Source organism: Ensifer sp. SL37, assembly GCF_026672675.1.
In the GTDB taxonomy this organism is placed as follows: Bacteria; Pseudomonadota; Alphaproteobacteria; order Rhizobiales; family Rhizobiaceae; genus Ensifer; species Ensifer adhaerens.
Genome location: NZ_JAPPRN010000006.1, coordinates 2425338 through 2449803 on the forward strand (window position 1 = coordinate 2425338; position 24466 = coordinate 2449803).

24 protein-coding genes are annotated in these 24466 nt (G+C 62.4%); 11 read left to right on the top strand and 13 right to left on the bottom strand.

The features are described from left to right. Positions 1-13: 13 nt before the first annotated feature. The 5 genes from OVA00_RS23810 (at position 14) to OVA00_RS23830 (ending at position 4816) form a co-directional block, all read left to right on the top strand. Positions 14-997 carry a carbohydrate ABC transporter permease gene (locus OVA00_RS23810; protein WP_268089710.1) on the top strand — a complete coding sequence of 328 codons (984 nt, stop codon included), beginning with the start codon at positions 14-16 and terminating at the stop codon, positions 995-997. Beyond that, complete coding sequence (locus OVA00_RS23815; RefSeq protein ID WP_034794005.1) at positions 997-1827, top strand: carbohydrate ABC transporter permease; 831 nt, start codon at positions 997-999, stop codon at positions 1825-1827. The genes OVA00_RS23810 and OVA00_RS23815 overlap by 1 nt, the downstream gene beginning before the upstream one ends. A gap of 11 nt (positions 1828-1838) precedes the next feature. Then, a complete protein-coding gene (locus tag OVA00_RS23820; protein WP_089045620.1) occupies positions 1839-2867 on the top strand; it encodes an ABC transporter ATP-binding protein in 1029 nt (342 codons plus the stop codon). Positions 2868-2975: 108 nt separating this feature from the next. Continuing rightward, entirely contained in the window at positions 2976-3767 is a 792-nt protein-coding gene (locus OVA00_RS23825) for a ThuA domain-containing protein (protein WP_442780550.1), read from the top strand. 5 nt (positions 3768-3772) lie between these two features. After that, complete coding sequence (locus tag OVA00_RS23830; RefSeq protein ID WP_268089712.1) at positions 3773-4816, top strand: Gfo/Idh/MocA family protein; 1044 nt, start codon at positions 3773-3775, stop codon at positions 4814-4816. On the opposite strand, the gene OVA00_RS23835 is transcribed toward OVA00_RS23830, so the two are convergent. After that, complete coding sequence (locus OVA00_RS23835) at positions 4813-6087, bottom strand: alpha/beta hydrolase (protein WP_234798763.1); 1275 nt, start codon at positions 6085-6087, stop codon at positions 4813-4815. The two genes, OVA00_RS23830 and OVA00_RS23835, sit on opposite strands and share 4 nt — an antisense overlap. Positions 6088-6432: 345 nt before the next feature. On the opposite strand from OVA00_RS23835, the gene OVA00_RS23840 reads away from it, so the two are divergent. The 6 genes from OVA00_RS23840 to OVA00_RS23865 are packed head-to-tail and all read left to right on the top strand — an operon-like array spanning position 6433 to position 12804. Then, the gene (locus OVA00_RS23840; RefSeq protein WP_268089713.1) at positions 6433-7488 is read left to right on the top strand and encodes a dipeptidase; all 1056 of its coding nucleotides are present in this window, start codon (positions 6433-6435) and stop codon (positions 7486-7488) included. Positions 7489-7536: 48 nt separating this feature from the next. After that, entirely contained in the window at positions 7537-9177 is a 1641-nt protein-coding gene (locus OVA00_RS23845; RefSeq protein ID WP_034793990.1) for an ABC transporter substrate-binding protein, read from the top strand. 42 nt (positions 9178-9219) lie between these two features. Then, on the top strand, positions 9220-10281 hold the full coding sequence (locus OVA00_RS23850; protein WP_034793987.1) for an ABC transporter permease: 1062 nt from the start codon (positions 9220-9222) through the stop codon (positions 10279-10281). Then, the gene (gene nikC / locus OVA00_RS23855) at positions 10278-11210 is read left to right on the top strand and encodes a nickel transporter permease (RefSeq protein ID WP_268089714.1); all 933 of its coding nucleotides are present in this window, start codon (positions 10278-10280) and stop codon (positions 11208-11210) included. Before OVA00_RS23850 ends, nikC begins: the two co-directional genes overlap by 4 nt. Beyond that, complete coding sequence (locus OVA00_RS23860; RefSeq protein WP_034793982.1) at positions 11207-12040, top strand: ABC transporter ATP-binding protein; 834 nt, start codon at positions 11207-11209, stop codon at positions 12038-12040. The genes nikC and OVA00_RS23860 overlap by 4 nt, the downstream gene beginning before the upstream one ends. Further along, positions 12037-12804, top strand: a complete 768-nt coding sequence (locus OVA00_RS23865) for an ABC transporter ATP-binding protein (protein ID WP_268089715.1) — start codon at positions 12037-12039, stop codon at positions 12802-12804. Before OVA00_RS23860 ends, OVA00_RS23865 begins: the two co-directional genes overlap by 4 nt. A gap of 75 nt (positions 12805-12879) precedes the next feature. Here OVA00_RS23865 and OVA00_RS23870 read toward each other — a convergent pair whose 3' ends face one another. The 12 genes from OVA00_RS23870 to OVA00_RS23925 all read right to left on the bottom strand — a co-directional run bounded on the left by OVA00_RS23870 (position 12880) and on the right by OVA00_RS23925 (position 24397). Next, the gene (locus OVA00_RS23870; RefSeq protein ID WP_268089716.1) at positions 12880-13617 is read right to left on the bottom strand and encodes a hypothetical protein; all 738 of its coding nucleotides are present in this window, start codon (positions 13615-13617) and stop codon (positions 12880-12882) included. Positions 13618-13808: 191 nt separating this feature from the next. After that, positions 13809-15041, bottom strand: a complete 1233-nt coding sequence (locus tag OVA00_RS23875; protein WP_034793975.1) for a class I SAM-dependent methyltransferase — start codon at positions 15039-15041, stop codon at positions 13809-13811. Positions 15042-15049: 8 nt separating this feature from the next. Beyond that, a complete protein-coding gene (rfbG, locus tag OVA00_RS23880; RefSeq protein ID WP_268089717.1) occupies positions 15050-16117 on the bottom strand; it encodes a CDP-glucose 4,6-dehydratase in 1068 nt (355 codons plus the stop codon). Further along, positions 16114-16881 carry a glucose-1-phosphate cytidylyltransferase gene (gene rfbF, locus OVA00_RS23885; protein ID WP_034793969.1) on the bottom strand — a complete coding sequence of 256 codons (768 nt, stop codon included), beginning with the start codon at positions 16879-16881 and terminating at the stop codon, positions 16114-16116. Before rfbF ends, rfbG begins: the two co-directional genes overlap by 4 nt. Before the next feature lie 99 nt (positions 16882-16980). Continuing rightward, entirely contained in the window at positions 16981-18090 is a 1110-nt protein-coding gene (locus OVA00_RS23890; protein ID WP_268089718.1) for a DegT/DnrJ/EryC1/StrS family aminotransferase, read from the bottom strand. Positions 18091-18191: 101 nt separating this feature from the next. Then, entirely contained in the window at positions 18192-19343 is a 1152-nt protein-coding gene (locus tag OVA00_RS23895) for a class I SAM-dependent methyltransferase (protein WP_268089719.1), read from the bottom strand. Then, a complete protein-coding gene (locus OVA00_RS23900) occupies positions 19340-20197 on the bottom strand; it encodes a phytanoyl-CoA dioxygenase family protein (protein ID WP_268089720.1) in 858 nt (285 codons plus the stop codon). The genes OVA00_RS23895 and OVA00_RS23900 overlap by 4 nt, the downstream gene beginning before the upstream one ends. Before the next feature lie 187 nt (positions 20198-20384). Next, positions 20385-21104, bottom strand: coding sequence for a metallophosphoesterase family protein (locus tag OVA00_RS23905; protein WP_268089721.1), 720 nt, complete (start codon positions 21102-21104; stop codon positions 20385-20387). Further along, entirely contained in the window at positions 21101-22093 is a 993-nt protein-coding gene (locus OVA00_RS23910) for an ATP-grasp domain-containing protein (protein ID WP_268089722.1), read from the bottom strand. The genes OVA00_RS23905 and OVA00_RS23910 overlap by 4 nt, the downstream gene beginning before the upstream one ends. Then, positions 22093-22962 (bottom strand): NAD-dependent epimerase/dehydratase family protein, encoded by an 870-nt coding sequence (locus tag OVA00_RS23915; RefSeq protein ID WP_268089723.1) that lies wholly within the window; start codon positions 22960-22962, stop codon positions 22093-22095. The genes OVA00_RS23910 and OVA00_RS23915 overlap by 1 nt, the downstream gene beginning before the upstream one ends. Beyond that, positions 22959-23684 (bottom strand): class I SAM-dependent methyltransferase, encoded by a 726-nt coding sequence (locus OVA00_RS23920; protein WP_210333262.1) that lies wholly within the window; start codon positions 23682-23684, stop codon positions 22959-22961. Before OVA00_RS23920 ends, OVA00_RS23915 begins: the two co-directional genes overlap by 4 nt. Continuing rightward, positions 23681-24397 carry a WbqC family protein gene (locus OVA00_RS23925; RefSeq protein ID WP_268089724.1) on the bottom strand — a complete coding sequence of 239 codons (717 nt, stop codon included), beginning with the start codon at positions 24395-24397 and terminating at the stop codon, positions 23681-23683. Before OVA00_RS23925 ends, OVA00_RS23920 begins: the two co-directional genes overlap by 4 nt. Positions 24398-24466: the final 69 nt, after the last annotated feature.

The following is a 24466-nucleotide window of genomic DNA, read 5'->3' on the forward strand; positions in this document are numbered from 1 at the left end:
GGTGAGTACAGACATGACCGACATTTCCGTCGCAGACCCGCCTTCCGCCCTTGGGCAGCAGGCCCGGATCCGCTCCGACCTCAACGCCGAGCGCATCCGCTCCGCCTGGATCTTTCTCGCACCGACGCTTCTGGTGCTGGCACTCGTCGCCGGCTGGCCGCTCATTCGCACAGTCTATTTCAGCTTCACCAATGCGTCGCTGACCAACCTCGAAGGCGCCGAGTTCGTCGGCTTCAAGAACTACCTTTCCTGGATCACGCTGAAGAGCGGGCGCACCGTCTATAACGGCCTGCTTGCCGATCCGGCCTGGTGGAACGCCGTCTGGAACACGCTGAAGTTCTCGGCCGTTTCCGTCACCATCGAGACGGTGCTCGGCCTGATCGTCGCGCTGGTCCTGAATGCGAATTTCCCGGGCCGCGGGCTGGTGCGCGCCGCAATCCTGATTCCCTGGGCGATCCCGACGATCGTGTCCGCCAAAATGTGGGCCTGGATGCTCAACGACCAGTTCGGCATCCTGAACGATCTTCTGCTCGGCCTAGGCCTCATCAGCCAGAAGGTCGCCTGGACCGCCAATCCGGAGACCGCGATGGTCGCCGTTTTGATCGTCGACGTCTGGAAGACGACGCCGTTCATGGCGCTCCTGATGCTGGCCGGCCTGCAGATGGTACCGTCGGATATATATGAGGCGGCCAAGATCGATGGCGTGCATCCGGTCAAGGTCTTCTGGCGGTTGACGTTGCCCTTGATCCGGCCGGCGCTGATGGTGGCGGTGATCTTCCGCATGCTCGATGCGCTGCGCATCTTCGATCTCATCTATGTGCTGACGCCCAACAACGCGAAGACCAAGACGATGTCGGTGCTCGCGCGCGAAAACCTGTTCGACTTCGACAAGTTCGCCTATGGCGCCGCGGCCTCGACGATGCTGTTCCTGATCATCGCGGCGATCACCGTCGCCTACATGTGGTTCGGCCGCGTCAATCTCGAAGGAGAGCGCTGATGGTTGCCACCCTTGCCAAGCGCACGGCGTTCTACGCCCTCGTTGCCGCCATCATCATCATGGCCGTCTTCCCGTTCTACTATGCGGTGCTGACGAGCTTTAAATCCGGGACGGCGCTGTTCCGGGTCGACTACTGGCCGACCGAGATCTCCTTCGACAACTACGCGGGCATCGTCACCAGCAGCGGCTTCCTGCGCAATCTCGCCAATTCGCTGCTGGTCGCAACGATCGTCGTTGCCGTGTCGTTGCTCCTGGCCGTCACCGCTGCCTATGCGTTGGCGCGAGTGCGGTTCCGCGGTCGCGGGCTCCTGCTTCTGACGATCCTGTCGGTGTCGATGTTTCCGCAGATCGCGGTGCTTGCCGGCCTCTTTGAACTCATCCGCTCGGTCGGCATCTTCAACACGCCCCTGGCGCTGATCTTTTCCTACATGATCTTCACCTTGCCGTTCACGGTCTGGGTGCTCACCACCTTCATGCGCGATCTGCCGGTGGAGATCGAGGAAGCGGCGATCGTCGATGGCGCCACACCCTGGGTGATCATCACCCGCGTGTTCATGCCGCTGATGTGGCCGGCGCTGGTGACGACGGGGCTGCTCGCCTTCATCGCCGCCTGGAACGAGTTCCTGTTCGCGCTGACCTTCACCTCATCGGACAGCCAGCGCACGGTGCCGGTCGCGATCGCGCTGCTCTCGGGAAACAGCCAGTACGAAATTCCGTGGGGCAACATCATGGCCGCATCGATCATCGTCACCGTGCCACTGGTTGTTCTCGTGCTGATCTTTCAGCGGCGGATCATCTCCGGGCTCACCGCCGGCGGCGTCAAAGGATAAGGGGAGAAAATATGGCAGAGCTTCAATTGCGCAACATCCGCAAGTCCTTCGGCGCCTTCGAGGTGATCAAGGGCGTCAGCATGGATATCCGGGCCGGCGAATTCATGGTCTTTGTCGGGCCCTCCGGCTGCGGCAAGTCCACGCTGCTGCGGCTGATCGCCGGGCTCGAAGACATCTCATCGGGCACGCTGTCCTTCGACGGCCAGGTGGTCAACCAGTTGACGCCGTCGAAGCGCGGCATCGCGATGGTGTTCCAGTCCTATGCGCTTTACCCGCATATGACGGTATTCGAGAACATGTCCTTCGGCATGCAGCTTGCCGGCAAGGACAAGGAGCAGTGCAAGAAGCGCGTCGAGGCGGCAGCCGAGATGCTGCAGCTGACGCCCTATCTGCAGCGGCTGCCGCGGCAGCTCTCCGGCGGCCAGCGCCAGCGCGTGGCGATCGGCCGGGCTATCGTGCGCGATCCCAAGGTCTTTCTCTTCGACGAGCCGCTCTCCAATCTCGATGCGGCGCTGCGCGTTGCGACCCGCATCGAGATCGCCAAGCTGCATCGCAGCATGCACAAGACGACGATGATCTATGTCACCCACGACCAGGTCGAGGCGATGACACTGGCCGATCGCATTTGCGTGCTACGGGATGGCCGGGTCGAACAGATCGGCACGCCGCTCGAACTCTATGAAAGCCCGAACTCCGTCTTCGTCGCCGGCTTTATCGGTTCGCCGAAGATGAACTTTCTGTCCGGCGCACTGGCTGCGCCCTACGATGCCCCTACGATCGGCATCCGAGCGGAGCATCTGGAGATCAAGGCGAGTGGGGGTCAATGGTCGGGAACGGTGGTGCATTCCGAAATGCTGGGGTCCGACAGCTACATTTATCTTGATATCGGCGCTGGCGAACCGGTCATCGTCCGGGAAGGTGGCACCTCGCATCACCGGCCGGGTGAGACAATTCACATCTCGCCGCTCGGCGGCAACATCCACCGCTTCGATGCATCGGGGCAGGCTCTCGGCCGCGCACCCATGAAAGGGGCTGCCTGACCAGATCCCGAACAAGCTGAAGACACCCAGAGCTTCGGGGTCGCCAATTCCTGGCGGCCCCATCTATCGTAAGACGACAGGCCCGTAACGGGCGAACACGCAAGGAGAATGACCGTGCCTATCAGAACAGTTGTTTGGGGCGAGAATATTCACGAGCAGACCAACGAAATCGTCCGCAGCATCTATCCAAACGGGATGCACAATACGATCGCGGCGGCGCTGAATACGGAAGCTGCGATCGAGGCGACGACGGCGACGCTGCAGGAGCCGGAACATGGCCTGAGCGTCGAGCGCCTTGCCAACACCGATGTGCTTCTCTGGTGGGGCCACAAGGACCACGGCGCCGTCAGCGACGAGATCGTCGAGCGTGTTGCCAAGCGCGTCTGGGAGGGCATGGGCCTGATCGTGCTGCACTCCGGCCATTTCTCCAAGATCTTCAAACGGCTGATGGGCACGCCCTGCGCGCTGAAGTGGCGCGAAGCAGGCGAGCGTGAGCGCGTCTGGGCGATCAATCCGCGTCACCCGATCGCCGAAGGCATCGAGGAGAACTTCGTGCTCGAGAACGAGGAAATGTACGGTGAGCAGTTCTCGGTGCCGGAGCCGCTCGAAACCGTCTTCATCTCGTGGTTTGCCGGCGGCGAAGTGTTCCGCTCGGGGCTGACCTGGCGCCGCGGTGCCGGCAACATCTTCTATTTCCGTCCCGGCCACGAAACCTACCCGACCTATCACGACGCCAATGTCCAGAAGGTGCTGCGCAATTCGGTGAAGTGGGCCTACAACGCCGACAACCGCTACACGGCGATCCACGACGCACCAAACGTGCCGGTCGAAAGGGCGCTGGAGCCGATCGTCGAGCGCGGCCCCAGGCTGCACCAGGCCGGCGAAGCAGGATACAGGTGAGCATCATGCGTCTTCTCATTGTAGGAACCGGCGGCATGGCAAACAGCCATGCCCAGGCCTTTGCCAAGATCGAAGGCGTCGAGATGGTCGGCGCTGTCGATGTCGATCCCGCCCGGGCCAAGGCTTTTGCCGACAAGCACGGCATTGCCGCGACCTTCACCTCGCTCGACGAGGCGATCGCCTGGGGCAAGTTCGATGCGGCGACGAACGTGACGCCCGACAAGGCGCATCACCCGACGACGCTGGCGCTCATTGCCGCGGGCAAGCATGTGCTGTGCGAAAAGCCGCTCGCCGAGAATTATGCCAAGGCGGCAGAGATGGCGGAAGCGGCCGAGCGTTCCGGCCTTGTGACCATGGTCAACCTCACCTACCGCAACGTCGCGCCGCTGCAGAAGGCACGCGCAATGGTGCTTGCCGGCGAGGTTGGCAAGCTGCGTCACATTGAGGCGTCCTATCTGCAGAGCTGGCTCGTTTCCAAGGCCTGGGGCGACTGGGCGACGGAATCGCAATGGCTGTGGCGGCTCTCGACGAAGCACGGCTCGAACGGCGTGCTCGGCGATGTCGGCATCCACATCCTCGACTTTGCCGGCTATGGCGCAGGCACGGACGCCGCCCGCATCTTTGCGCGGCTGAAGACCTTCGACAAGGCGCCTGATAACCGCATCGGCGAGTATGATCTCGACGCCAATGACAGCTTCGTCATGACGGCCGAGTTCGGCAACGGCGCCATGGGCGTCGTCCATGCCAGCCGCTGGGCGACCGGGCATCTGAACGAACTCCGGCTGAGGCTACACGGCGACAAGGGTGCCCTCGAAGTGGTGCACACGCCCGATGGATCGACGCTGCGTGCCTGCCTCGGGGCGGACGTCGAAACCGCGACCTGGCGCGATGTCGATGCGGGCTCCGTCGCGACGAACTACGAGCGCTTCGTGGCCGCCGTCCGTAAGGGCAAGACGGAGGAGCCCGGGTTCCGCCATGCGGCGAACCTGCAGAAAGTGCTCGACCTCGCGATGGTGACGGAAGCCGAGCGGCGCGAGCTGCCCGTCTAACGAGAGTGACGGTCGGGGGTGTTGCTTTTCGCGGCTCCCCCGCTTTCCGGAGGTGTCCAAGGGGTCACTGCCGAGCCGACGGTGTTTTCCATCGATTGGCCGAGACGCCGCAGCTGCCCGTCGTAGTTCCTGCGGGTGTTGGGATCGAAGATCATGATCGGCGTCGAAACCGCCAGGCTCGCGGCATTGCCGACCGTCTGCGTGGCGCCGAGCGTGACGGCGCCGATCCGTTCGCCGAGACCGACATCGGAATCGGTCACGGTCTGGCCGGCGATCAGCCGGTTGCCAAGCAGGCGCACGACTTCGGGGCTTTCGGCGAACTTCCCGTGGTTGAGCTTGTCGCCGCCCTTCAGCGCTGTCAGATCGATGACGCTGATGCCGGCCTGTTCCAGTTGCGTGCGATAGGGCTCGGCGGTCGGGTCGATCTGGCCGAGGCGGTCGACATTGCCGGAGATACGCCTCGACAAGGTCAGCGCCCGGTCGTCGCGCGATACGAACAGCGTGAACTTCGGGCGCTTCGTACCCATGGCGCGGATCTGCTGGCCGAAGACGTCGACGTCGAGGTCGGGCGACGCCAGGATGACATCGGTGATCTTGGGCGCGATGCGTCCGTCGCGGATTGCCATCTGGCGCAGTGCCTCGACCGTCACCCACGACCCCATGGAATGGGCCATGACGGTGATTTCACCGACAGCAGGATTGCTTGAGGCACGCCGCAGCAGTTCCTCCAACGCGTCGCGCGAATAGTTGGTGCTTTCCTTGTCGTAATTGTAGTCGAATATGCTGGCGCGCGAGGGCCAGGTGAAGATGACGGGCGCGACATCGGTGCCGCTGTCGTGCACGATCTGGGCAAAACGATAAACGGCGTCTTCGTAGCGGTTGTTGAAGCCGTGAACGAAGATCAGTACGCGCCGGGTTTTCGGCAGATGACCTTTCACCCAGTTCTGCACGTCGTTGCCCTGATTGAGCGGCGTGACGCTGACGGTGGAGAAATCCCGCTCCGGATTGGCGGGAAGCTTCGTCGGCCATTGCACCTGGCCGACCTTGCGGTTCTTTTCCGGCGGGATGGAGACGGCAATTTCCGTCAGCGAAAGCTCGGCTGAGCGTTCGCCGCTAAAAAGCACGCCCGGCTCGGTGGAGGGAGCACGGGTGGTTGCGACCAGCAGATCGACCTTGGAGGCGCCACCCGTCGTGCCCGAAGGGACGAGCACGCCCACGGGGCGTCCGGCGCAGGCCGCAAGGGTGGCCGCCAGGAGAAGCGTGGCAGCGATGCGGCCCCAGGGCCTCTCCGAGCCCGCAAGAGAAAACGAACGCACCACCAACCTCCCTGTGCCGCATCATGCAGCATGTCGGCCCGATCCGTGGGCCCAAGCCATTCTCCTTGCATGAGAAACGCTGGGTTTTCATCCCTTGGCTGAGGTTCGAAGCCCTGCGGCACCGTGTTTGCCAGCGGCTATGCGGCAATCATGCAACATTTCGCTACAGGCAGGCCTGGGTAAAACCCCCTGATATTCATTGAAAAGGCTTTGGGCTTTCACTAGCATCGCTTCGACTTTCCCCTGGACGCGACCCGAACGGCCCGTCCGATCTCCCTGAAATGATAAGGAAATTCAGGAATGCAGGCGGTTTTCGATGGCCATAACGACGTGCTTCTGCGTCTGTGGCAGAACGCCCGGAAGGGCCAGGACCCGGTACGCGAATTCGTCGACGGCATCGACCAGGGCCATATCGATGCGCCGCGCGCCAAGGCGGGCGGTCTCGTTGGTGGCCTCTCGGCAATCTACGTGCCCTCGGGAGATCTCGTCCTGCAGCCGCCGAACGAGAACGGTCACTACGAAACACCGCTTTCGGCACCGCTCGAGCACCTGCCGTCGCTGGCGATCGCCATGGAGCTCGCCGATATCGCCGTCCGGCTCGACCGGGCAGGGGCGTGGAGGCTCTGCCGGTCGACCGCCGAAATCCGTAGAGCGGTCGAGGCCGGCGTCTTCGCCTCGGTCCTCCACATGGAAGGCTGCGAAGCGATCGGCGCCGATCTTTCCGCGCTCGAAACGTTCTATGCCGCTGGCCTGCGTTCGCTCGGGCCGGTCTGGAGCCGCCACAACGTCTTCGGTCATGGCGTACCGTTCTCCTATCCGATGTCTCCGGACACCGCACCCGGACTGACGGACGCCGGCTTCGAGCTCGTGCGGACCTGCAACCGTCTGGGCATTCTGATCGATCTTGCACACATCACCGAGAAGGGCTTCTGGGACGTGGCGAAGACCACCGACCAGCCGCTGGTCGCCAGCCATTCGAATGCGCATGCGCTGACCCCGGTCGCGCGCAACCTGACCGACAAGCAGCTCGACGCCGTCCGCGAAAGCAAGGGCCTCGTGGGGCTCAATTATGCGACGACGATGCTGCGCGCCGACGGCCAGGAAAATGCCGCAACGCCGCTTTCCGACATGGTGCGCCATGTCGACTATCTCATCGAGCGCATGGGCATCGACTGCGTCGCACTCGGGTCGGATTTCGACGGGGCAACGATCACCGAGGAGATTGCTGATGCGGCCGGTAGTCAGGCGCTCGTTGCGGCGCTCAGAAGCGCCGGATATGGTGATGCCGAACTGGCAAAGATATGCCGGGAGAACTGGTGGAGAGTTCTGGGACAGGCTTGGCACGAGGCCGCCTGAACCCATGAAGAAGGGGCCCAAAAGGGCGCAAACGAGGGAACTGCAAACATGATGCACAAGCTCAATGGACGTCTTCGTCTTCTGACGGCTTCTGCGGCGCTGGCCATGGTGATGGCTGCAACCGCACCGGCCTTTGCGGAAACGCCGAAGGACACGCTGGTCGAAGCCTTTGCGATCGACGACGTGATTACCATGGATCCGGGCGAAGCCTTCGAGCTGACCGCGGCCGAAATCACCGGCAACACCTACAGCATGCTGGTGCGCCTCGACATCAACGACACGACCAAGGTCGTCGGCGACCTCGCCGACAGCTGGACCGTGTCCGACGACGGCCTGACCTATACGTTCAAGCTGAAGCCCGGCCTGAAGTTCGCTTCCGGCAATCCGGTGACCGCTGAAGACGTCGCTTGGTCCTTCGAGCGTGCCGTGAAGCTCGACAAGAGCCCGGCCTTCATCCTCACCCAGTTCGGCCTTACGGGCGACAACGTGACGGAAAAGGCCAAGGCAACGGACGCGCAGACCTTTGTCTTCACCGTCGATCAGGCCTATGCGCCGAGCTTCGTCTTGAACTGCCTGACGGCAACCGTGGGCGCCGTGCTCGACAAGAAGCTCGTGCTCGAAAACGTCAAGCCGGTCACGCCGACGGACGAGTACAAGTATGACAACGACTTCGGCAATGAATGGCTGAAGACCGGCTATGCCGGCTCGGGCCCGTTCAAGCTGCGCGAATGGCGCGCCAACGAAGTCATCGTTCTCGAGCGCAACGAAAACTACTATGGCGAACAGGCAAAGCTTGCTCGCGTCATCTATCGCCACATGAAGGAAAGCTCGGGCCAGCGCCTGGCGCTGGAAGCGGGTGATATCGACGTGGCACGCAACCTCGAGCCGGGCGATTTCGACGCCGTTTCGAAGAATGCCGACCTCGCCACCACGAACGCGCCGAAGGGCACGGTCTACTACATCAGCCTCAACCAGAAGAATGCGAACCTCGCAAAGCCCGAAGTGCGCGAAGCGTTCAAGTATCTGGTCGACTACGATGCCATCGGCTCGACCCTCATCAAGGGCATCGGCGAGATCCACCAGAGCTTCCTGCCGAAGGGCGTTCTGGGTGCACTCGACGAGAACCCCTACAAGCTCGACGTCGCCAAGGCGAAGGAACTGCTGACCAAGGCCGGCCTTGCCGACGGCTTCACCGTCACCATGGACGTTCGCAACGGCCAGCCGGTCACCGGCATTGCCGAGTCCTTCCAGCAGACGCTGGGCCAGGCCGGCGTGAAGCTCGAAATCATCCCCGGCGACGGCAAGCAGACGCTGACGAAGTATCGTGCCCGTAACCACGACATGTATATCGGTCAGTGGGGCATGGACTATTTCGACCCGAACTCGAACGCCGAAACCTTCACCAGCAACCCTGACAACTCCGACGAAGGCAAGAACAAGACCCTTGCCTGGCGCAATGCCTGGGACGTTCCGGAGCTGACGAAGAAGACCAAGGACGCTCTGCTCGAGCGCGACAGCGCCAAGCGTGCGGAGACCTACAAGGAACTGCAGAAGACGGTGCTGGGCGAAAGCCCGTTCGTCATCATCTTCCAGCAGACCGAAGTCGCCGGCTACCGCGGCAACGTCAAGGGCCTGAAGCTCGGTCCGAGCTTCGACACCAACTTCGTCGCCGGCATCACCAAAGAATAAGCCGTCTCGAAGGAATAAACCGAAAGGATCGTTCCCTTGAGCATGAGCGCAACAGGGACAGTGGGCGGGCGCAAACGCGCCCGTCCCGGTAAGATCGTGGCAGCGGTGCTGCGCTTTCTTGTCGTTGTCGTCACCACCTATCTCGGCCTTCTGGCCGTCACCTTTTTCATCGGCCGGGTAATCCCGATCGACCCGGTTCTGGCCGTTCTCGGCGACCGGGCGCCGACGCATGTCGTCGAAAGGACGCGCGAGGCGATGGGGCTCAATCTGCCCCTCTACCAACAATTCTTCATCTATGTCCGCCAGGCGCTGACCGGTGACTTCGGCGTTTCGGTGCTGACGACCAATCCGGTCATGACCGACATCCGCCGCGTCTTCCCGGCGACCATGGAGCTCGCGACGCTCGGCACGCTCATCGGCGCCCTGTTCGGCGTTCCGCTCGGCGTACTTGCGGCCGTCAAGCGCGGCAGCATTGCCGACCAGATCGTGCGCGTCATCGGCCTTGTCGGCTATTCCGTGCCGATCTTCTGGCTGGCGCTCCTGTCGCTGCTGGTGTTCTACGCGCGGCTGAAGTGGGTCGCCTATCCCGGCCGTATCGATATCGTGTTCGAGTACACGTTCACGCCGATCACAGGCTTCTACCTGTTCGACGCACTCTGGCAGCGGCAGTGGGACGTGCTCTGGGATGTATTCCGCCACATCATTCTGCCGGCCTCGTTGCTCGGCTACTTCTCGCTTGCCTATATCAGCCGCATGACGCGCAGCTTCATGCTCAACGAGCTGCAGCAGGAATACATCGTCGCGGCGCGCGCCAAGGGTCTGTCCGAGACCCGGATCATCTGGGGCCACGCGCTCCGGAACGCGGCCGTGCCGCTCGTGACGGTGATTGCGCTCTCCTATGCCGGCCTGCTCGAGGGCTCGGTCTTGACGGAAACCGTCTTCGCCTGGCCAGGTCTCGGTCTCTACATCACCAACTCGCTGCAGAATGCCGACATGAACGCCGTGCTTGGTGGCACCATCATCATCGGTTCGGTCTTCATCGGCATCAATCTCCTGTCCGATCTTCTCTACCGGACGCTCGACCCGAGGACGCGCCAGCGATGAGTACCGTTACCGAAACCCGTGCGATGACGCGTCGCGAATGGCTGCTGTCCGATCGCCCGCAGTCGCGCACCCAGGCCCGGCTTGGCCGTGCCTATATGACGTGGCAGCGTTTTGCCGCCAACAAGCTCGCCGTTCTCGGCCTGCTCATCCTGCTGGCGTTGGTCTTCGTTGCCGCCTTCGCCGATCTCCTGGCGCCGCATTCGCCCTATATCGGGGATCTTGCCAACGCCCGTCTGCTGCCGCCGGGAACCCCCGACTACCTGCTCGGCACCGACGATCTCGGCCGCGATATTCTCTCGCGGCTGATCCATGGTTCGCGGCTGACGCTTGCCGTCGTGCTTCTCGTTGCGATCATCGCAGCACCTGTCGGGCTCATCGTCGGCGCTGTCGCCGGCTATGCTGGCGGCTGGGTCGACGCAGTGCTGATGCGTATCACCGATATCTTCCTCGCCTTCCCGAAACTGGTTCTGGCGCTCGCCTTCGTGGCAGCGCTCGGACCGGGCATCGAGAACGCCGTCATCGCGATCGCCATCACCTCCTGGCCGCCCTATGCGCGTATCGCCCGCGCCGAGACGCTGACGGTGCGCAACTCCGACTACATCGCCGCCGTGCAGCTCATGGGCGCATCGCCGATCCGTATCGTCTTCCGCCATGTGATGCCGATGTGCATGTCGTCGTTGATCGTGCGTGTCACGCTCGACATGGCCGGCATCATTCTGACGGCCGCGGGCCTCGGCTTCCTCGGCCTCGGCGCGCAGCCGCCGCTGCCGGAATGGGGCGCCATGATCGCTTCCGGTCGCCGTTTCATCCTCGACCAGTGGTGGGTGGCAACGATGCCCGGCATCGCGATACTGATCGTCAGCCTCGGTTTCAACCTGCTCGGCGACGGTCTGCGCGACGCGCTCGATCCGCGGGAGAGCGGCCAATGAGTGCGCTTCTGACCGTTGAAGACCTCAAGGTCTCGTTCCCGACCCGCACCGGCCTCGTCGAGGCCGTGCGCGGCGTCTCCTTCACGCTCGGCCGCGAGCGCCTCGGCATCGTCGGCGAAAGCGGCTCCGGCAAGTCGCAGACCGGCCGGGCGATCATGGGGCTGACGCCTGGTCATGCGCAGGTGACGGCAAAGCAGTTGAACTTTGACGGCATCGACCTGCTCTCCGCATCGCCGAAGGTCCGCCGGGATCTCAGGGGCAAGCGGATCGCGATGATCCTGCAGGACCCCAAGTACTCGTTGAACCCGGTGATGAGCATCGGCCGGCAGATCGTCGAGACGCTACGGCAGCACGAAAATGTCAGCCGCGGCGAGGCCCGGGAGAGGGCACTCGACATGCTGGCCGCGGTGCAGATCCGTGATCCGAAGCGCGTTTACGATCTCTACCCGCACGAGGTTTCGGGCGGCATGGGCCAGCGCGCGATGATCGCGATGATGCTGGTTGCCGGGCCGGAACTCTTGATCGCCGACGAGCCGACCTCGGCGCTCGACGTGACGGTACAGCTCGAAGTGCTTGGCATCCTCGACAAGCTCGTCGCCGATCGAGGCATGGGTCTGGTCTTCGTATCGCACGATCTGCGACTCGTGTCGTCCTTCTGTGACCGCGTGATCGTCATGTATGCCGGCCGGATCGTCGAGGAACTGGCGGCGTCCGAGCTTGCCAATGCCAAGCATCCCTATACCCAAGGTTTGCTGAACTGCATGCCGGCGATCGGATCCGATCGTCATCCTCTGCCGGTTCTCGACCGCAAGCCGGAGTGGGCCCAATGACCTCAACCGTTTCCGTTTCGAACCTTTCCGTCACCTATGACGAGTTCAAGGCGCTGAACGACGTCAGCGTCGAGATTGCGCCGGGCGAATCCTTCGGGCTCGTCGGCGAGTCCGGATCGGGCAAGTCGACCTTGCTTCGGGCGATCGCCGGTCTCGCGCCCGTCACCGGCGGCACCATTCGCGTGCATGATCGTGTTCTGCAGGGGGCAAAGCGCGACAAGGCCTTCTACCGCGCCGTGCAGATGGTGTTTCAAGATCCCTATGGTTCGCTGCACCCGCGCCAGACGATCGACCGGCAATTGCTGGAGCCGCTGGCGATCCACGGCGTGGCCGACGGCGAGCGGCGCATCCTGAAGGCGCTTGACGAGGTCGGTCTCGGGTCGGGTTTCCGCTTCCGTTATCCGCACCAGCTGTCGGGCGGTCAGCGCCAGCGCGTTGCGATCGCCCGGGCGCTGATCCTCGAACCATCGATCCTGCTGCTCGACGAGCCGACTTCGGCGCTCGACGCCTCGGTCCAGGCGGAAGTCTTGAACCTCCTGGAACAGGTCCGGCGCGACCATAAGCTGACCTTCATCATGGTCAGCCACGATCTCGGTGTCGTCACCCATATGTGCGATCGGTTGGCGGTGATGCAGGGTGGACGTGTCGTAGAACGCCTGTCCTCGGCGGACCTCGTCGCCGGGCGTATCGGTGAAGATTACACGCGCAGCCTCATGGTCGCGAGCAAGGGCTTTCAGCGCAAGAACGCTGCCGTGACTGCGTGACGGTACCGATACAAGCGGGGCCATCGTCCCGCTTGTATCGCTTCGTTTCGAACCATCCGGTCCAGGCCCGGCCGCTTAGGCGCTTTGCCGCCAGACCGAGGTCGAGTCGGTGATCACCTTCTGGATGCGGCGCTGCTCGCGCCATTCCCGGCCCATATCCTTGATGACCGGCTGCGCCTCGGGCGAGAAGATATAGTTGCGGCGACTGGCGACATAGGCCTCCATCGCCGGGTTGACGCCCGAATAGAACTGCTTTTCCGGATCACGCGAGAGGTCCATCAGGCCGGCGCATTGCCGCGCGAAGTCGCCGCGAAGGATCGACGGCGACGTCGTGAATTTCGGGAAAGTGCGAAACAACGGGATCTTGATCCCGAACAGATACGCGTATTCGTTGCGCCGATGGAAATGGCCCTTGCGGCGAATATTCCAGTTCTGGTCCGCCGTGTGGAACGAGACCTGGCTGATCGCCGGATCCGCGAAGGGCGTCAGCAGTTCGTCGCCCATGTCCCTCAGCGAGATCCAGTCGTCCTCCAGGTGGAAGACGTAGTCGGCGCTGGTGGCCGACCAGAGTTTCGCGACGGCCGCACAAAAGCCCGGGCTCTCGGGCTGGAACACGGTTCCGTCGGGGAAATGGTTGCGGAATATCTCGACGCAGGCGCGATGATCCTCCTCCGATCCGAAAACCGGATCGAGATTGAGATAGGCGCCGCGCAGGTCGAGCCTGCAAAAGATTTTGTCCCGGAAGCTCGCCAGCGTCTGGGCAAGCAGGTCCGGGCGCCGGGTGGCGACAAGGCATAGGTCAATCGTGGACATAGCACCTCCTTGGGTGCATTTTTTTCAACCGTCAATACCCACGCCAACCCTGACGTTCACTTAGATCGTGCCGAATTTACGGCAAAGTCACCGAATTTACGGCAAAGCGACCTAAGGCGATCAATAAAGTCGATTTTGGGCGGCTCAACGCGGTCTGGTTGAGGACTGTCCACACTTCCTGGCGTCTAGGATTAGAAGACGCTCAGCTTCGGAATGGCGACGACGAAGCGGCCGCCCCAGTCGCGGATCGCCTCGTTGTCGGCGACGATCTCGGTCTTCAGGTTCCAGGGCAGGATGACGAGATAATCGGGCTTTGCATCCTCGATGACCGTCGGCGCGTGCACCGGAATATGGGTACCGGGCAGGAGCTTGCCCTGCTTCAGGTCATTGCGGTCCACGGCAAAGGCGATTTCGCTGGGCGACAGCCCGCAGACATTGAGGAACGTGTTGCCTTTCGCAGCGGCGCCATAGGCGGCTACGGTTTTTCCCTCCGCCTTGGCGTTCGCCAGGAAATTCTGAAAATCCTTGCAGACGGCGGCGATGCGGTCGTCGAATGCCGTGTAGGTCTCCATCCGCATCAGCCCGGCAAGCGCCTCAGTCGCTCGCAACCGCTCGAGTTCCAGCGTGGTCTCGCGCACGCCGGACCTCAGCTGCGCATAGACGCGCAGCGAACCGCCATGGGTCGGCAGTTCCTCGACGTCGAAGACCTTGAGGCCTGAGCTTTCGAAGATGCGTTCGACGGCCGCCAGCGACAGATAGGAATAGTGCTCGTGGTAGATCGTGTCGAATTGCACGCCTTCCATCAGACGCAGCAGATGGGGGAACTCGAACGTCGCAACGCCATCGGGCTTCAGCAGGATGGCGAAGCCGCCGACGAAGTCGGCGATATCGGGCACATGGGCGAGCACGTTGTTGGCCGCCGTGAGGTCGGCGCGAATGCCACGCTTGACGAGTTCGGTTGCCGTCTCCCGTCCAAAGAAGGCGACCTCGGTCGGGACCTGCCGCTCCTCGGCCAGTCGCGCGGCATTGGCGGCCGGTTCGATGCCGAGCGCCGGGATGCCCTTGGCGACGAAATACTGCAGCAGATAGCCGTCGTTCGAGGCGATCTCGACGACCTGCGAATTGTCATCGAGCGCGAAGCGTTCGGTCATGCTCTCGGCGTAGCGGCGTGCGTGTTCGAGCCAGCTTGTGGAGAAGGAAGAGAGGTAGGCGTAGCCGTCGGTGAAGATTTCATCGGCCGGCACGTTTTCCGTCGTCTGCACCAGCAGGCACTCGGAGCAGACCATCGCCTTCAGCGGAAACGATCGCTCGCGGGCGATGGCTTCCTTCGTCGGTTCGAGAAAGGAATTGGACCAGGGCGTGGAGCCCAGGTCGGCAACGACGGTCTTGAGCGGTGTCGAGCAGAAACGGCAGTTGTGGGACATCGAAGTCGTTAGCCTCTCATGAATGCGTCGATTTGGCTGAGTGTCAGATCACGGGCGTCAGCGCCGCGGCGCCAGCCGTCATACCAGTGGGCGGTCCAGGCGATCGCCTCGTCCTGCGATAGACGGGTTGCCCATGACAACGTCCGTCCGGCAAGTGCCGGATCGAGGCCGAGCGTCTTCATTTCGTGCGGCTGGTCCTCGGATGACGCGTCACGCCATTGCGTGGGCAAGCCCATTGCGGTCTGGATGGCGGCGGCAACGTCCCGAACCGGGATCTGTCGCTCGTCCGGAGCCGGGCCGAAATTCAGCGCCGCCACATCGGTCTGGCCGCCATGAAGCGCCTCGGCATAGACGAAGTATCCGTTGAGGCAGTCGAGCACGTGCTGCCAGGGACGTGTCGCCATCGGGCTGCGGATGTCCAGCGTCTCGCCCGTAAGGGCAGCGCGAACGATATCCGGAACCAGCCGGTCCGCGGAAAAATCGCCGCCGCCGAGCACGTTGCCGCCACGGGCGGTCGCCACCCTTATGCCGCGCTCACGCAGATAGGAATCCCGCCAGGTCGAAACGACCAGCTCGCAGGCGGCCTTCGAACCGGAATAAGGATCATGGCCGCCAAGCACGGCGTCTTCCGGAAAATGCCGGCCGCTTTCGTCGTTGCGGTAGACCTTGTCGGTGGTGACGACAAGGACGGTCTTGAGGGCAGGGGCTGCGCGTGTTGCCTCCAGCAGGCGCGCCGTGCCCATGACGTTGACGTCGAAGGTTTCGACCGGCGTCCGGTAGCTTTCGCGAACCAGAGGCTGGGCCGCCATGTGAAGGACGATCTGCGGGTCGCAAGCGCGGACGGCGGATGCGAGCGTGTCGCCGTCGCGGATGTCGGCGAAATGTTCGTTGGTGGCCGATTCCGATCCGAGCAGTGCGTGCAGCGAGGGGGTGGCCGCCGGTGACAGGCCGTATCCGGTCACCTCAGCGCCCATTTGTGTCAGCCACAGGCGGGCCCAGCTTCCCTTGAAGCCGGAGTGACCAGTCAGCATCACCCGTTTTCCGGCCCAGAAGGACGGGTCCGCAAGCCTGCTCATGCCCAGACTTTCCAGGGGGCCGCTCCGCTCTGCCAGAGGTCTTCGAGCTGGTTCTTGTCGCGCAACGTATCCATCGGGCGCCAGAAACCGGCGTGTTCGAAGGCCATCAACTGGCCGTCCGCGGCGAGACCTTCCAGAGGCTCCGCTTCGAACGGCGTCTGATCGCCTTCGATGCGATCGAGCACCGAACGGTTGAGGACGAAGAAGCCACCATTGATGTGACCGTTGTCGCCTGCCGGCTTTTCGATGAAGCTTCTGACCCGCCCGTCGCTGACAGCAAGCGCGCCATATCGGCCGGGCGGGACCACGCTGGTGACCGTCGCCTGGCGGCCGTGATGGCGGTGGAAGTCGGTCAGCGCCTTGATATCGATGTCGGCAACGCCGTCGCCATAGGTGAGGCAGAACGTATCGCCGAGATGGTCGGCCACGCGTTTCAGGCGCCCGCCGGTCATGGAGTCCGTTCCGGTATCGACGAGCGTCACGCGCCAGGGCTCGGCCTTGTTCGAATGGAACAGGGTTTCACCCGTCGCCATGCAATAGGTGACGTCGGAGGAATGCAGCACGTAGTTGGCGAAGTATTCCTTGATCATGTAGCCGCGATAGCCGAGGCAGATCACGAAATCCGAGAAGCCGTAGTGGCTGTAGATCTTCATGATGTGCCAGAGAATCGGCCGCCCGCCGATTTCGATCATCGGTTTTGGCCGGAGATGGCTCTCCTCCGAGATCCGCGTGCCGTAGCCACCGGCGAGAATGACGATTTTCATGCGACCGCCCCGTATTTGCGCCGGCCACTCGGCATGGCGCATTGCAAAGTCCTAATATCCTGGCGACCTTGCGCGGAGGTGGTCTGCGCGCGCCTGCTCTCAGGCGGCGAGGCAGCCCCGCAGGACCTCGACCACGCGGCCGATCTCGTCGCATGTCATGTCGTGATAGCTCGGCAGGTTGATCGCGCGGCCGGGCAGGTCATAGGCCACGGTGTTCGCTGGCACCTCGTCAAAGGGCGGCAACGAACTCAGCGGCCAGAAAAAGACACGGGCGTCGATGTTCTCGGCCGCAAAGGCGTTCTGCAAAGCCTCCCGGGTGACGCCGGTTTTCGGTGCAAAGACGACGGTCGGCATCCAGAAGCCGTTCTTCGTTCCCTCCGGCTCTGGGTTCATGGCAATGGCGTTCACGCCTGCAAGCTGCTCGCGATAGGCGTAGAAGATTTCTCGCTTGCGATCGACCAGCTCGCCGACGCGCTCGATCTGCGCGAGGCCGACGGCGGCCTGCAGGTTCGACATCTTGTATTTGAAGCCGATCTCGTCCGGCCAGAACTGCTTTTTTTGCCCGCGGGCGCGGCCGTGATTGGAGAGCGTCAGCACCTTTTCATGGAGCTTCGCATCGCTGGTGACGAACATGCCGCCTTCGCCGGTCGTCACCGTCTTGGTGCCGTGGAAGGAAAAGGCGCCGAAGGCGCCGAGCGACCCGGCCTTGCGGCCATGCCACTCCGAGCCGAGCGCCTCTGCAGCGTCCTCGACAACTGGGATTTTGTGCCGGGCGCCGATCTCAAGCAACCGGTCCATGTCGCAGAGATTGCCGTAGATGTGAACCGCAAGGATCGCCTTGGTTCTTGGCGTGATTGCCGCTTCGACCTTTTCCGGGTCGATGCACCAGCTATCGGCAAGCACGTCCACGAAGACCGGTTTTGCGCCGAGGTGAACGATCGGCGCGGCAGACGCCGTCCAGTTGGTGTCCGCAAGGATCACTTCGTCGCCGGGTCCGACGCCGAGTGCGGCAAGCCCCATGTGCAGCGCGCCGGTGCAGCTCGATGTCGAGATCGCGTGCGTCGTGCCGAGATGCGCGGCGAAGGCCGCCTCGAAGCGGTTGATGTAGTCGTAGCAGCGCTCGCCCCAGCCATTGGCCGCCGCATCGGTCGCATAGGTCACTTCACGGTCGGTGATCGAAGGTTTGGTGTAGAGGATGCGGGGTTTCATGGGGAGCGCTTGGTGAGAACCGGGAGTTCGAAAGGGGCGTGGATGCCGGGCGGGATTTTGTCGAGTTTTCGTCCCGCTCCGGCTTCTTGCGAGTGCTCTTGTCAGAGCCAGACGTGGTCGAGCCCAGGCCGCTGCAGCCAGGGTTGCGCGGCAATCGCAGCGCGGGCCTTGAGCGGGTTGAGGCCGATGAACAGTGCTTCGGCTTCCGCTGGCAGGTCCTCAGGCGAAAGCACCGGGATGCCGAAATGGGTGGCACCCTTCATGTTCTCGTTGCGGTCGAGGAATGCCACGACATCGACGGCCTGGCCGATCCGGCAGTAGATCCAGCTTCCGTAGAAACCGGCGCCGTAGATCGCGACCTTGCGCTTGGCGTAGCGATCTGCCCCGCCCGCGAGCGTTTCCGACGCCCGATCCCAGAAGGCGCAAATGTCGCGGGCTTCCTTGGCCGCATCGGCGGCGGATTTCGACGTGTGGGCGGCCTCGACGGTCGCTTCCGCGCGCTTTGCAACGACGAAGAAGGCGCCAGGGAACGAGGTCGAGTCGATCACTTGCAGTTCGAACCCGACGCTTGCCAGGGCATGGGCAAGCGAGGCTTCGCTGAAGTGATTGAGATGATCGGCGACGGCCATGTCGCCGGGATTTCCGGCAACGTCGGGGATCGAGAACAGGAAGGTGCCATCCGCGCGAAGCAGGTCATGCACATCGCGCATGAAGCCGATGGGATCAGCCACGTGCTCGATGACGAAGTGGCTCATGACGGCATCGAACGTCCCACGCCAGGCCTCGGGTACCGAATAGGTGGCCTGTGCCGCTTCCGGCACCCAACCCTGCCAGGCGGGAGCGTAGTCGGAGCTGACTTCGAAGACGTGCGGACGCAGATCCTCGCGGGCGACGGCCATCTTGCGCAGCGTGTCAGCCTTGGCGGCACCATAATCGAGGATGCTCGCGCCCTCAGGCAGGTCCAGCAAGCGCAGGGACAGTGCAGCCTGGTGGTCGGTACGATAGGTGATCGTACCGTCGGCTGCGACCGCGAAGATCTGGTCGTGGTTCTCGCTGCTCAACGAGATCCGATATTCCGTGTCATAAAAGGCTTGAATGTCCGGGATGTCATCGCTTTGCGCGTGCCCGCACGTGCCGCAGACGAAGACCCGGGTCGGCACGTCGAGCAGGGTCGTGCCCGACGTGAGTGCCGGTGCAGGCGCTTCATAGGATGGGGCACCGATGTGGGTACTACAAACGCGGCATGCGGTCATGCGAGCTCTCCCTGGGGCGCAATCAGTTCCGGCAGCACGTCGGCATAATTGACGCCTGCTGCGAACGAGCCCTTCCAGCCGATGCGGATGCCGACCGGCTCGGCGTAGTTGAAGTAGCGGAACTGGATGCTCCAGCGCGGCGTCTGCGAAACGTTGTGGCCCGACTGATGCAGGGTCAGGAAATCCATGAGGATGAGGTCGCCGGGCTTGCTGAGCGGGGCCACGTGCTTGTAGCGCGCTAGACGCTCCTCGCCCTTGTGCAGGAACAGCGAATAGGCGCCGGTCTTGCCGAGGCCGGCATCGTCTTCGTAAACCGGGACGAAGCCTTCGGCCTGCGAGCCCTCAGCGATCTGAACCGGGCCCATGTCTGCGGTGACCGGCAAAAGCGGAGTCCAGAAGACGATGCCATCGACGCTGCGCAACTGGCCGGGAAATTCTTGGTGCCATTGCGCGCGAAACTTTTCTTCGCCTGGATTATCGATGCGGATGCCATAGCCACCGGCTGCGAGGCCCGGGATGCTTTCCGGCCGAAGCGCCTTGAAGACCTCGTCGTTGGCAGCCGAGCTGACAAGCCGCATGAAGGCTGGAATCTGCTTCACCGCATCATAGACTTCGCCACCCCAGGAGCGGTTGACCGCAATCAGCTTGCGATAGGCGATCGTCATCGCTTCGTGCGCCGTACCGGTCGGTGCGTCGACGCCGTACTTCTTGCAGATCAATTCGAGGATCTGGCGGATGCCTTCCTGGATCGGTTCGATCTGCGACTGGGCGTCGTAGAAGCCGGGCACGACGTGGTAGCCCTTGGTTTCGAATTCCTGGCGCGCGCTTTCGGAAATGATGGTGCCGTTCTTCATGATACGCCTGCTTCCTCCTTTCGTCGGTAACAAAATGCTGGCGCGCATCGGGTCTGGTGCGCGCGGTCGGGTCCAGGCTGGAAAAATAGAGCGTGAAGCTTTCGCCGGGCTGTGGCCACGCCGGGTGGCAGTGGTCGTGTCATGGAACCGGAGGTCGCGGATGTTGACCGTGCCGCCTCGGGAAGACTTAAGCCGAAGCCGATCCCTCGCATGCCCCCTCGGCGGCAACGATCCTGTCGATGCGACCGCCGATCTGCGCCCCGATATAGAGATTCTCGTAGCAGCGGGCAGGGAAGCCGGCCTGCTGCATGTGGAACGCCGTCCGGTCGATGTCGTATTCGACACGATGAAGTTCTATGGAACCTTCTGCAGACAAGAGGGCGAAGGCTGCGCGCGGGTCGCCGTCGCGCGGCTGTCCGACCGAGCCGGGATTGCAGAAGGTCTTGCCGCCGATCTCGAGACGCACCTGCACATGGGTGTGGCCGGTAAAGAGCCTTTCGGCTCCTTCGGGGAAGTGCGTCTCTGAAACCTGGTAGAGATATTCGTCGATCGGATCCTGCCAGCTTCCGTGGACGAAATAGGTCGAGCCGTCGATGATTTTGGATCGCGATTCGGCAAGCCATGCCCGTTGATCGGCCGAGATGATGCCCCGCTGGTGCTCGATGATGTCGTTGACCATCTTCGAGCGCGGACAGCCTTCACCGCTGACGATATAGTGGTCGTGATTGCCCATGATGTTTTGAATGCCGCGCGCCTTCAGCACGTCGATGCAGTCGCCCGGCTGGGCGTAGTATCCAACGACGTCGCCGAGCGAGAGGATCGAGCTGCAGCCGAGTTCATCGATGCGGGCAAGCACGGCCTCAAGCGCCGGCAGATTGCCATGTATGTCGGAAATGATCGCGATCATAGGACGACCAGATCTTCGGAGTAGCGCCATGCCCGACCTGATTTGATCTCCGGTTCCTCCGGCCTTTTCCCATGCACATAATAGTCGACCGCCATCGCTGCCTCGTTGTAGCCGAAGGCCGCGCGCAGCGAGGTGCTGCTCGAGAAGCGCGGGTTGATTTCGAGCAGGTAGGGCGTCGTTCCCTCCAGGCGGAACTGATAGTTCGTCGGCCCGAGCGGCTTGAAGTGTTGCGAGAGCCTTTGCACGGCCTCGGTCAGCAAAGGCTCGTCGACCACCTCCGCATATTGGGTGTTGCCGGCGACCGATAGCTTGCGCTTGAAGACGATCGGCGACAGCGTAGTCCCATCACCAAACCCGAAGGCGCCGACCGTATATTCCTGGTCGTTGCTACCGACATACTTTTGAACGAGAAAGTCGTCGGCGCTTTTCAGCGTCCAGTAGTCGAAATCGGCGGTGTCCCGGATTAGGGCAATGCCGCGCGAACCGTTGCCGCGCCGTGGCTTCAGCAGCAAGGGCAGGGGGCCGAGTTCGCGCGTGCAATCATCGAGGGTGCGACTGAGCGTGCTTGGAATGGCCGGGAACCCCGCCCACAGCAGTGACTCGCCCATGTCCCACTTGTCCTGCCCGAGGGTGATCAGCGCAGAGCTGTTCAAGGCGACGCGTGTGTCTGTCGTCTCGAAAAGCGCCCGGTGCTCGTTGAAGAACAGGACATCGAGTTCCAGGCCTGGCAGCACCAGGGCGACGTTTTCTCGGCGCAGCAGCTCGAGCCAGAATTCGAGATAGTCTTGGGACGCCTCGTCGCATGCGGGTTTTGCAACGAAATGGTCGCAGAAGTGTCGGCCGATGCCATTGGCATCGCGGTCGATGCCGATGATCCGGATCGGCGCTTCCGATTTGCGCAGCGATGCAACGATACCCTGGCCGATGATGGCGCCGACCGCAGTCACCACGACCGTAACAGCTTGTTTCGATTGTTTTGCGTCGTCCATCAATTCACATCCATCGGGCCGAAGGCTTCGGCGGTCCTGGCTGATTTGATCATGGCAATCCCGTCCCGCATGGCGATCAGCGGGTGCATGCCCAGTTGGGCGAGCGTTTCCGCACCATCTGGAAAATTCACCGCGCGAAACGGCGCCTTTTCCGTTGCGACCTCGACCTTGCCGCCGCCGAACACGTCGTAGGCGATATCGGCAATTTCGCCGTAGCTGAGGCATATCGGATGCACGGCCGGGTGCACTCCGGAAAGTCCCTCATCGGCTGCCCCGATCATGAGATCCGCGGCATCACTGACATGGAGGAAATTCTGATGCCCGTGTGAGGCAGGGATGCGGATGGTGGCGCCGCGAGAGGCATAGGCGATGATCCGGCCGAACCACGGCTGATGTGTGCGGCAGCGGCCGCCAGTATCATACAGTTGAGACAGCCGAAGGCTGCAGAAGCGAACGCCCTGTCGTTGCAGCAGCCAGCCCAGCATCTGCTCGGCCAGAGCCTTGGTGAGACCGTAGGACGTGAACCTGTCACGGTTCAGATCCTCATAGGACCAGACCGAGCCGGCAAAAACCAAGGTTTTTGCATCGAGGCGGCGCACAAGCTCCGCAACATTCAGCGCACTCGTGGCGTTCGTCGCAAAGTTCCGCCGCACGCCGGCATCGCTGTCGTCGCCAAAGCCCGAGGCGCAATGGAAAACCACATCGACGGACGCGTCGATCGGGCCGTTGAGGTCACCTTCAAGGTCGAAGCGGATGTCGTCCTCGATCGATCGCCCGACGCTGAGCGTTTCAACGCCGCGCGCCCCAAGCCGGCGAGCGAGTTCGCTGCCGAGCATCGAGCGTGCGCCGATGATGGCAGCAGTCTTCATGCGAGTTCCGCTTCCATCAGTAGGCCGACGCAAAGATCGGGGAATTCGATGCCGACCCTGAGCATGGCCTGCAGGTTGGCTTCGAAATCCGGCAGGGTCTGCAGCACGGGCAGCGGAAGCGGTTTGAGGTAGATCCCTTCCTCGTGCGCGACGCGGTAGCCGTGCTTTTCGAATTCGGCACGGAAGGTGTCGCGGCAATACTGGCGTTTGTGGCCGAGCGCCAGATCGTTGGCGTTCAGGCTGTAGATGTCATCGATCTTGCCGAGTTCCACGCCCATCCTTCTGTTCAGGGACTTGGCGTTGGGAACAGCGGCAAACAGGCGGCCGTTGGGCTTCAGGAAACGGCGAAAGCGGTCGAGGACAAGGCCCGGGTCGTCGACGTGCTCGAGAACGAAGCCCATGATGATGACATCGAAACGCTCGTCCGTTTCGAAATCTTCGAAATAGGAATAGACGATCTCGCCGGAAAAATCGGGGTTGTTGTTCCTGAAGAGATCGATGACGAACTGCGAGCCTTCAACGATCACGTGCCGGTCGCAGGCCTTGTTGAAGAGGTGCGGGGTGTAACCGTGGCCGATGCCGAGGTCGAGCAGCGCATCACACCTGCCGAAGCGCTGGACCATGCGCTGCGGATACCAGTTGAGAATGAGATTGTTCTCGATCGATGTGACGGCGTTTGGAAGATATTCCGATGCCACGTTGTCCAGGTTCTCGGCTTTCACTTGGTAAACTCCCTCCAATCGACGGTTCCGGAATGCACGACATTTGCGCCGCTGGTGCCGCAATTGGCGACGAGGTCCAATGCGGTCACATAAGGGGTGAACTCTCCGTGCAGTTGCGGATAGGGCGTGCGCTCGTAGTTCATGTAGCGAACTGTGATACCGTTCTGCCCGAAGAGATCGTGATCGAGATAGTTCCGCGCGCCATGGCCGGTGATGTAGACCGTGCCTTTAAGATACGCGGTGATGTCGTAGACCCTCTCGCTGCTGGCACCGCCAATTGTCAGCGCGTCCGCCGAGACGAACATTGGCCTGTCCAGATTGAAGTAGGCGGCAAGTGCAAGCATCGAGTTGCGCGCGATATCGGCGATCGATGCGACGTCCTTGGCAAACACATCATCGACCAGTTCCAGCATATCCTTGACGAAAGGTGCCTTCTTGTAGGCCTGCCGCAGGATATCGCGATGGCGGCTTTGCCAGTCGGTGCGATTGTCGATCAGCACTTCATCGATCCGCTGCCCCAGGCGAAGATCTTTCAGAGGGACCGTCAGCCAGCGAATGCCGTTTTCGGTCTTGATCTGCACCCGGTTGGTGAAGCTGCCGCGCGAGAACTGCACATCGTCGTAGTGGACGAAAACGTCCGCCAACTTGATCTGCTCCAGCATCCCAACCCAGGGAAAGTACATGGATTGTGAGATGACAATGTTTCTAGTCATCCGGTACTCGCCTGCGGTGGGTGTTCTCGCGATCGAGGGTTGGAGAGCAGCGCCGTTCTCGCGCCACTC